Source organism: Dawidia cretensis, assembly GCF_018598175.1.
GTDB lineage: Bacteria > Bacteroidota > Bacteroidia > Cytophagales > Cyclobacteriaceae > Ohtaekwangia > Ohtaekwangia cretensis.
The window spans coordinates 1-231 of the sequence record NZ_JAHESE010000269.1 but is presented as its reverse complement, the minus strand read 5'-3'; the positions used below and the strand labels follow the sequence as shown (position 1 = coordinate 231).

The 231-nt window shown below is 32.0% G+C and carries 1 pseudogene; it reads left to right on the top strand.

What is annotated here, in order from left to right:
- A pseudogene (locus tag KK062_RS30600) lies at positions 1-231 on the top strand (hypothetical protein); the annotation flags it as partial.

Here is a 231-nt window from a genome sequence, read left to right as displayed (position 1 = left end):
ATGTAATGCAAGGTCTTAAAGAGCTCAATCATGTAAAGAAGGTTTTTATAGTTTCTGTTTCAAATGAATGTAAAGAAGTGCTCTTTTTTCTTGAGAGGGACTTTAATGATGAACCTTCAATCATTACTACAAACATACAAGCACAAAGACATGACTTTTTTGAATTCAGTTATTCTCATGAAGAGTCACAAAAGTCAAACTATGCTGAACCTCTTAAGTACTTATATGAGC